This window comes from Actinomycetota bacterium (assembly GCA_030776725.1).
Lineage (GTDB): Bacteria > Actinomycetota > Nitriliruptoria > Nitriliruptorales > JAHWKO01 > JAHWKW01.
In genome coordinates this window covers 1-8,527 of sequence record JALYHG010000070.1, presented here as the reverse complement: position 1 = coordinate 8,527, position 8,527 = coordinate 1, and the positions used below count along the sequence as shown (strand labels likewise).

At 71.6% G+C, this 8,527-nt stretch carries 7 protein-coding genes; 6 read left to right on the top strand and 1 reads right to left on the bottom strand.

What is annotated here, in order from left to right; translation table 11 throughout:
• Positions 1-1,424: putative glycoside hydrolase (locus M3N57_03175; GenBank protein MDP9021701.1), on the bottom strand; the 1,424-nt coding region annotated here is incomplete at its 3' end.
• Between the two features lie 125 nt (positions 1,425-1,549).
• Here M3N57_03175 and M3N57_03170 point away from each other — a divergent pair.
• From M3N57_03170 to carB, 6 genes are all read left to right on the top strand, one after another.
• On the top strand, positions 1,550-2,506 hold the full coding sequence (locus M3N57_03170) for a hypothetical protein (protein MDP9021700.1): 957 nt from the start codon (positions 1,550-1,552) through the stop codon (positions 2,504-2,506).
• A 112-nt stretch (positions 2,507-2,618) separates the two neighbouring features.
• A complete protein-coding gene (gene pyrR, locus M3N57_03165) occupies positions 2,619-3,200 on the top strand; it encodes a bifunctional pyr operon transcriptional regulator/uracil phosphoribosyltransferase PyrR (protein ID MDP9021699.1) in 582 nt (193 codons plus the stop codon).
• A complete protein-coding gene (locus M3N57_03160; protein MDP9021698.1) occupies positions 3,197-4,234 on the top strand; it encodes an aspartate carbamoyltransferase catalytic subunit in 1,038 nt (345 codons plus the stop codon). Before pyrR ends, M3N57_03160 begins: the two co-directional genes overlap by 4 nt.
• The gene (locus tag M3N57_03155) at positions 4,234-5,595 is read left to right on the top strand and encodes a dihydroorotase (protein MDP9021697.1); all 1,362 of its coding nucleotides are present in this window, start codon (positions 4,234-4,236) and stop codon (positions 5,593-5,595) included. Before M3N57_03160 ends, M3N57_03155 begins: the two co-directional genes overlap by 1 nt.
• Complete coding sequence (carA, locus tag M3N57_03150) at positions 5,585-6,724, top strand: glutamine-hydrolyzing carbamoyl-phosphate synthase small subunit (GenBank protein MDP9021696.1); 1,140 nt, start codon at positions 5,585-5,587, stop codon at positions 6,722-6,724. The genes M3N57_03155 and carA overlap by 11 nt, the downstream gene beginning before the upstream one ends.
• Positions 6,725-6,731: 7 nt before the next feature.
• Positions 6,732-8,527 (top strand): carbamoyl-phosphate synthase large subunit (carB, locus tag M3N57_03145; protein MDP9021695.1); only part of this gene is annotated, 1,796 nt, incomplete at its 3' end.

The following is an 8,527-nucleotide window of genomic DNA, read 5'->3' as shown; positions in this document are numbered from 1 at the left end:
TCGTACGGCAGGGCGGGCTCCGGCGGTCGCGACCCCGCGAGGTTGCCCTCGCCGATGAGGAGGATCCCCGGGTAGGGATCGCAGGGTGGCATGCCCGGCCACGTGTGCTCGCGCGCACCGGGAGCGGGGTCGGGGTTCGCGGTCCGCGCCGGTGGGCGGAAGTCGGGGTCCGCGTGGCTCTTCGCCTCCCCGCGTTCGAGGATCTGCTCGGTGTAGCGGTTCCCGGCGTTCCACAGCAGCCACCCGTCGATGCCGTTGTCGTAGACGGCGCGGATCTGCTCGGTGACGTGCTCCGGCGAGTGGTTCGGGTAGCCCATCCACGGTGCCGAGAAGTCCTCGAGCCACGGGCGGATCTCCGCGCGCAGATCCTGCACGCGCATCTGCGCCTCCTGCATCGCGTTCCACACCGTCTCGTACGGGTGCTCGATCGGGTGGGGCTCGAGGCCGTAGTTCCCACCGGCGTAGTGCGACGGGTAGACCATGAGCGAGATGAAGTCGACGTGCTCGGCGATGCGCTCCAGCACCTGACCGGTGCCGCCGGCGTCCCAGCGGAAGTCGTAGGTGACGAGACCGAACAGGTCGGCGGAGATGTACCCGCCGGCGTCGTGGATGCGCTCCGAGGCGCGGGCGAGGAAATCGACGATCTCGTCGCTGTGCCGCCACTGCTCGCGCGGCCGGTCCTCCGGCACGCCCGGCAGCCGGATGCCGTCGATGTCGCCGTCACCGCCGTTGGGGAAGCGGATGTAGTCGTACTGGATCTCGTCGAAGCCCATCTCGATCGCGGCGAGCCCGACGTCGATGCACCAGTCGCCGGCGCCGTCCTGGTAGGGGTTGAGCCACGAGAAGCCCTTCCGGGCCTTCCACGTCCGTCCCGAGCTGTCCTGGATGGCCAGGTCCGGTCGCGCGTCGGCGACGCGGGTGTCCTTGAAGCAGGCGATGCGGGCGATCGCCCACCCGCCGGCGTCCTCGAGCTGCTGGAGGCGGTCCTCGATGCCGTCGAAGCTGTTGCGCCACGCGCCGCCTCCGCCGGCCTCGGCCAGCGGGTGGTCGATGTTCCACAGCAGCGTGCCGGACTCGTCCTTGACGTCGATGACGAGCGCGTTCAGCTCGGTGTCCTGGACGAGCTGGATGAGGTGGGGCCACCGGTCGTCCCAGAAGGAGAACGGATGGACGTAGACGCCGCGGACGATCTCGGGCGCCTCCGGCAGCCCGTCCTCCGACGCGGCGTCGGCGGGCTCCGACGGCGAGGCGGAGGGTGCTGCCGCCGGCGGCGACGGCGCGTGGGACGCAGCCGGCGCTGACTCGACGCGTTCGGTCAGCGGGCGGGCGCGTACGGAGTCGCACCCAGCGATGGCCGCGACGGCGAGCAGACCGACGAGCGGCCGCAGCACCGACGACACGGACGTGCGTGCACCCAGCGACATGTCCCCCCCTGGCGAGCGCAGCCCCGCGCGCGCCGCGTGCAGCCTACGTGGACCGGCCGACCGCCGTGGCTGACGCCACCGCCGTCCATGCACCCGTTCGCTGCTCCGCTCGGTACGGTCGCTGGATGGCCCTCCCCGAAGCGCACCTGACGCACCGTGGCGTGATCTACCGGCCCCTCGACCGGGACGCCGGCGACTACGCGCACGTTGTCGATCTGCAGGCCGAGATCTGGGGCCCGACCAACGTGACGCCGGCCTCTCACCTGATCGCCGTCGGTTCGTGCGGCGCCATCCTCATCGGCGCTTTCGACGATACGAGCGGCTCGTGCATCGGTTTCTGCTACGGGTTCCCGGCCCACGACCGCGGCCAGGTCTGGCTGCACTCGCACCAGACCGCGGTGTCCCCCGAGTCACGCGACCGGCAGGTCGGTGAGACGCTCAAGTGGTTGCAACGCGCACTCGCGCTCGATGCCGGGTACGAGCACATCACGTGGACCTTCGACCCGCTGCAGGCCCGCAACGCCCACATCAACCTGGAGAAACTCGGCGGGACCTGCCGTCGGTACCTCGTCGACTACTACGGTCCCATGCGCGACCCGCTCAACGAAGGTCTGCCGACCGACCGGCTGTGGCTCGACTGGCCGCTCCGCGCTGCCCGTGTCCGGCGCCGCTTCGCCGGGTACGTCGCCCGCAGCGGTATCGAGTGGCCCGCCGCGCTCGGGGGCGGTGCAACCGACACGCCCAGCGCCCCGGATCCCCACACGCCATCGTCGCCGGCGTCGGCGTTCTCGACGGTCTGGTCGGACGTCGACGTCACGCTGCCCGCAGGTGAGCCGCGGCTGGATCTCGACGCCGTCGCGGTCGTCGTGGAGGTCCCCGCCGACCTCAGCCGGGTCCGCGCTCGACTCGGGGTGGACGCGGCGTCGCTCTGGCGGCTGCACGTCCGGAGAGCGTTCCTGGCGTACCTGGACCGCGGGTACGTGGTAGCCGGGTTCCGACGCTGGGACGACGACCGCGGTCGTCGGGGCGGACACGTGCTGGTCGACCCGGCGCAGCTCCGCCCGGCCGCGGGCGGTATGTGACGGTCGAGCGTGCCGCGTCCATCGTTGGTGGGCACCCCGCCGGGCGGTACGCTCGCCGCGAACGACAGACCCTTTAACGACCGGTCCTGCGAGGCCGGGAAGGGACCACAGCGTGACCAGCGACGCGCCGACGGGCGCTCCCGCCACCAGGCGCCACCGCAGGCGCATCCTCGTCGGCGAGGACCTCAACCGGATCGTCACGCGCATCGCCCACGAGATCCTCGAGCGCAACCGCGGCGCGGACGATCTCGTCCTGATGGGCATCCGCACCCGCGGCGTGCCGCTCGCCTCCAGGCTCGCGGAGGCGATCCTGCGCATCGAGGGCGTGGCGGTCCCCCACGGGGCGCTCGACGTCACCCTGTACCGCGATGACCTGTCGCGCCGTGGTCCGCTCCCGCTGGGCGAGACCCGCTTCCCGTGTGACGTCAACGGGCGCGTCGTGGTCCTCGTCGACGACGTCCTGTACACCGGCCGCACCGTCCGTGCCGCTCTGGACGCGCTGTCGGAGGTGGGACGTCCCCGGGCGGTCAGCCTCGCGGTGATCGTCGACCGAGGCCACCGGGAGCTGCCGATCCGTGCCGACCACGTCGGGAAGAACCTCCCGACGTCCCACGACGAGGACGTGCGTGTCCTGCTCCGTGAGATCGACGGCGAGGACGGGGTCGAGATCGTCCCCCGAGAGGGGCGACCGTGAAGCCGCTCGGCCACCTGCTGTCCATCGAGGATCTCGACGTCGAGCAGGTCGAGGCCATCCTCGACACGGCCGAGCAGCTGCGCGACATCGCCGAGCGTCCGATCAAGAAGGTCCCCACGTTGCGGGGCCGGACCGTCTGCAACCTGTTCCTCGAGGACTCCACCCGGACGCGTCTCAGCTTCGAGGTCGCGGCCAAACGGCTGTCGGCGGACGTCATCAACTTCACCACGCGAGGTTCGAGCGTCAGCAAGGGTGAGTCGTTCAAGGACACGGCGCTGACCCTGCGGGCGATGGGCGTGGACGCGATCGTGGTGCGGTCGCACTCGTCGGGCGCCCCGCTGCAGCTGACCCGGTGGGTCGACGCGAAGGTGCTCAACGCCGGTGACGGCTGGCACCAGCACCCCACCCAAGCGCTCCTCGACCTCTACACCATCCGCCGGCACCTGGGCCGGCTCGAGGGGGTGAGGGTCGCGATCGTCGGCGACGTCCTGCACTCCCGGGTCGCCCGCAGCGAGGTCCAGGCGTTGCAGCTGGTCGGCGCCGACGTGACCCTGGTCGGCCCACCCACCCTGCTGCCCCCGGCGGTGGACAGCTGGGGTGTGACCGTGGCCACCGACCTGGACGCCGCCCTCGGCGACGTCGACGTGCTGTACCTGCTGCGGGTGCAACGCGAACGGATGGGCGCAGGCGATGGTGCGGCGGGGGAGGCACCGCTGGCGGCAGCCGGCCGTGGCGCTGCGGCGCGCGCGCGTGTGACGCGGACGTTCCTGCCGTCGATCCGCGAGTACGCCCGCCTCTGGGGTGTCGACGCCGCCCGGCGGGCGCGCCTGCCCGATCACGCCATCGTGATGCACCCCGGGCCGATGAACCGCGGGGTCGAGATCGCGGCGGACGTCGCCGACGGCGAAGGGTCGGTGATCACCGACCAGGTCACCAACGGGATCGCGGTCCGCATGGCGTTGCTGTACCTGATGCTCGGCGGCGGTGACGGCCCAGCGTCCGCGGCGGTGCCCGTCGAGGAGGTGCGCGGCTGATGGTGTCGCGGCCGAACGCCGGGCGGGGCGCGGAGGACGGTGCGCTGTTGCTCAAGGCCGGGCGGGTGGTGGACCCCGCCACCGGCCGCGACGAGATCGCTGATGTGCGCGTCGTCGACGGCGCGATCGTCGAGGTCGCCCCGCAGCTGGATCGCGGTACCGCCACGGTGGTGGACTGCGCGGGGCTGTGGGTGGCGCCCGGGTTCGTGGACCTGCACACTCACCTGCGCGAACCTGGGTTCGAGGACGCCGAGGACATCGCCACCGGGAGCGCCGCCGCCGCCGCCGGTGGGTACACCGCTGTGTGCCCCATGGCCAACACCGACCCGGTGTGTGACTCCGCCGCCGTCGCCGAGCTGGTCCACCGCCGCGCCCGCGAGGTCGGCCTGGTCGATGCCTTCCCGGTCGGGGCGATCACCCGCGGGCTGGCCGGTGAGGTCCTGGTGGAGATGGGCGAGCTACACGCGTGTGCGGCGCGGGTCGACTGTTTCAGCGATGACGGCAGGCCGGTCGCCGACGCGCTGGTGATGCGCCGCGCGCTGCAGTACGCGGGGGCGTTCGGGGCGGTGATCTGCAACCACAGCGAGGACCCCGACCTGACCGAGGACGCCCAGATGAACGAGGGTGCGCTCTCGTCGGTGTTGGGGCTGCCCGGCTGGCCACACGAGGCGGAGGAGGTGATGGTCGCCCGAGACCTGATCCTCGCCAGCGGGCTCGGCGCACGCCTGCACGTCCCGCACGTGTCCACCGCGGGGACCGTCGAGTTGATCCGCGCCGCGAAGGCTCGTGGGGTCCGGGTCACCGCCGAGGTCACCCCACACCATCTCACCCTGGACGAGCGGGCGGTCACGACCTTCGACCCCAACCTCAAGGTCAACCCGCCGCTGCGCACCCCCGGCGACGTCCGTGCCCTCCGCGCCGCGCTCGCCGACGGAACCATCGACGCGGTCGCGACCGACCACGCCCCGCACCCGCTCGAGCGCAAGGAACAGGAGTGGGAGCACGCCCCCTGCGGCATGCTGGGGCTGGAGACGGCGTTCGCGGTGGTGTTCACCGAGCTGGTGGCACCGAACGGTGACCGTGAGCCAGAACTCGACCTGCTGACCGCCGTGGCGCGGTTCACGACCGGCCCGGCGGCGGTCCGCGACGTCGACGGTCACGCTGGCGGCATCAGCCCGGGTCGGCCGGCGAACCTGACCGTGATCGACCCGGAGGCGCGCTGGACGGTGGAGGCGCGCCGGCTGCGGTCCCGGTCGCGGAACACCCCGTTCGAAGGACGGAAGCTGACCGCGCGTCCTGTGCACACGCTGCTGCGCGGACGCTTCACCCTCCGCGACGGGGAGGTACGCGATGGGAGCTGATCACAGCGGCGGCGTGTTCGACGCGCTCGTGGTCCTCGAGGACGGGACCGCGTTCCGTGGGGTGTCGTTCGGAGCGCCGGGCACCAGCTTCGGGGAGGCGGTGTTCAACACCGGGATGGCCGGGTACCAGGAGGTCCTCACCGACCCGTCGTACCGCGGTCAGATCGTGACCATGACCGTCCCGCACGTGGGCAACTACGGCATGAACGACCGCGACGCCGAGTCGGGGCAGATCCAGGTGGCCGGGTTCGTCGTCCGTGAGGCCGCCCGCCGCCCGTCGTCGTGGCGGGCAGAGAACGACCTGCGCAGCGCGCTGGCCGACGCCGGGGTCGTCGCCGTCGAAGGTGTCGACACCCGCCGGTTGACCCGCCACGTCCGCGAGCGCGGGGCGATGCGCTGCGCCATCTCCACCGACGTCCTCGACGTCGACGCGCTGCTGGCGCAGGTCCTGGACAGCCCCTCGATGGTCGGCCGTGACCTGGCCCGCGAGGTCGCCGCCGCTGAGCCCTTCAACGTCGCGCCGGCGGGGGAGGTGCGCCACCGCGTCGTGGCGCTCGACTACGGCATGAAGCGGTCGATCGTGCGCAACCTCGCCGAGCGGGGCCTGCACGTCCACGTGCTGCCGGCCACCGCCAGCGCCGACGATGTCCTCGCCTACGAGCCCGACGGGGTGTTCGCGTCCAACGGGCCGGGCGACCCCGCGGCGGTGACGTACGGCATCGACACGCTGCGGGGGCTGCTGGGCCAGGTGCCGGTATTCGGCATCTGTCTGGGGTCGCAGCTGCTCGGGCACGCGCTCGGGGCGGACACCTACAAGCTACGGTTCGGCCACCGTGGCGTGAACCAGCCGGTGCTGCGGCGCAACGACGGGACGGTCGAGATCACCAGCCACAACCACGGGTTCGCGGTCGACGCGACCACGCTCGGCGAGCAGGTCGGCGAGCACCGCTACCGCACTGCCGCGCACGGCGAGGTCGAGGTCAGCCACGTCAACCTCAACGACGGCACCTGTGAGGGGCTGACGTGCGTCGACCTGCCCGCGTTCAGCGTGCAGTACCACCCGGAGGCCGCACCCGGCCCCCACGACGCCGAGTACCTGTTCGAACGGTTCGCGCGGATGATGAGGTAGGCGCGATATGCCGCGACGTGACGACCTGAAATCGGTGCTGGTGATCGGCTCCGGCCCGATCGTGATCGGCCAGGCCGCCGAGTTCGACTACTCGGGGACGCAGGCCTGCAAGGTGCTCCGTGAGGAGGGTCTTCGGGTCGTGCTGATCAACTCCAACCCGGCCACGATCATGACCGACCCGGCGTTCTCGGACGCCACCTACATCGAGCCGCTCACCGCCGACGCGGTCCGGGCGGTGATCGAGCGTGAGCGCCCCGATGCGCTCCTGCCCACCCTCGGCGGGCAGACCGCCCTGAACCTCGCCATCGAACTGCACGAACGCGGCGACCTCGACGCGCTCGGGGTCGAGATGCTCGGCGCGGACCCCGAGGCGATCGCCACCGCCGAGGACCGCCAGCGGTTCAAGGACGCCATGGCCGAGTGCGGGCTCGAGACGCCGCACTCGACGTACGTGCGCACGGTGGAACAGGCGCTGGCCGCCGCCGGCGAACTCGGCTACCCGCTGGTGCTGCGACCGTCGTACACGCTGGGGGGGAAAGGCGGCGGCATCGCCCGCGACGAGGCGGAGCTGCGCGAGATGATCCGCCAGGGTCTGGCCGACTCGCCGGTGCACCAGGTCCTGGTCGAGGAGTCGGTCCTGGGCTGGAAGGAGTACGAGCTCGAGGTGATGCGCGACCGGCTCGACAACTGCGTCGTGATCTGTCCGATCGAGAACCTCGATCCGATGGGGGTCCACACCGGCGACTCGATCACGGTGGCACCGGCCATGACCCTGTCCGACCGCGAGTACCAGCAGATGCGCGACGCGGCGTTCACGGTGATGCGCCGCATCGGTGTGGAGACCGGCGGGTCGAACGTGCAGTTCGCGGTCGACCCTGCAACCGGCCGCCAGGTCGTGATCGAGATGAACCCCCGCGTGTCGCGCTCCTCGGCGCTCGCGTCGAAAGCCACCGGCTTCCCGATCGCGAAGATCGCCGCCAAGCTCGCGATCGGCTACACCCTCGACGAGATCGCCAACGACATCACCCGCAAGACCCGTGCGGCGTTCGAGCCCACCATCGATTACGTCGTGGTGAAGGTCCCACGGTTCAACTTCGAGAAGTTCGCCGGCGCCGACCACGTCCTGACGACCCGGATGAAGTCGGTCGGGGAGGTGATGGCGATCGGGCGGACGTTCAAGGAGTCGTTCCAGAAGGCGCTGCGGTCGCTCGAGGACGGCGAGATCGGTTTCGGGGCGGCCGGCGTCCGGCCCGGTCCGGACGGGTCGGGGCCGAACCGCGGGGTGCTGGACGTGACCGCCGACGAGCTCGACCGGGTGCTGCGCACGTCGCACGCGGGGCGGTGGAGCGCGGTCGACGAGGCGCTCAGCCGCGGCCACACGGTCGATCAGGTCGCGGCTGCCAGCGGGTGGGACCCGTGGTTCGTCGATCAGCTCGCCCAGCTGGTGGAGCGGCGCAAGCAGCTGCGCGCCGTGGAGCGTCTGGCGGCCCTCGACCGTGACGTGCTGCTGGCCGCGAAACGCGACGGGTTCGCCGACGCGCAGATCGCGGCGCTGCTGCACGCCACCGAGGGCCAGGTCCGTGCCCGCAGACGGGAACTGGGCCTGTCGCCGGTGTTCAAGACGGTGGACACCTGCGCCGCCGAGTTCGAGGCCTACACCCCCTACCACTACTCCACGTACGAGGAGGAGGACGAGGTCACCGAGTCGGAGCGGCCGAAGGTGATGGTCCTGGGCAGCGGACCGAACCGGATCGGGCAGGGCGTCGAGTTCGACTACTGCTGCGTGCACGCGGTCTTCGCGCT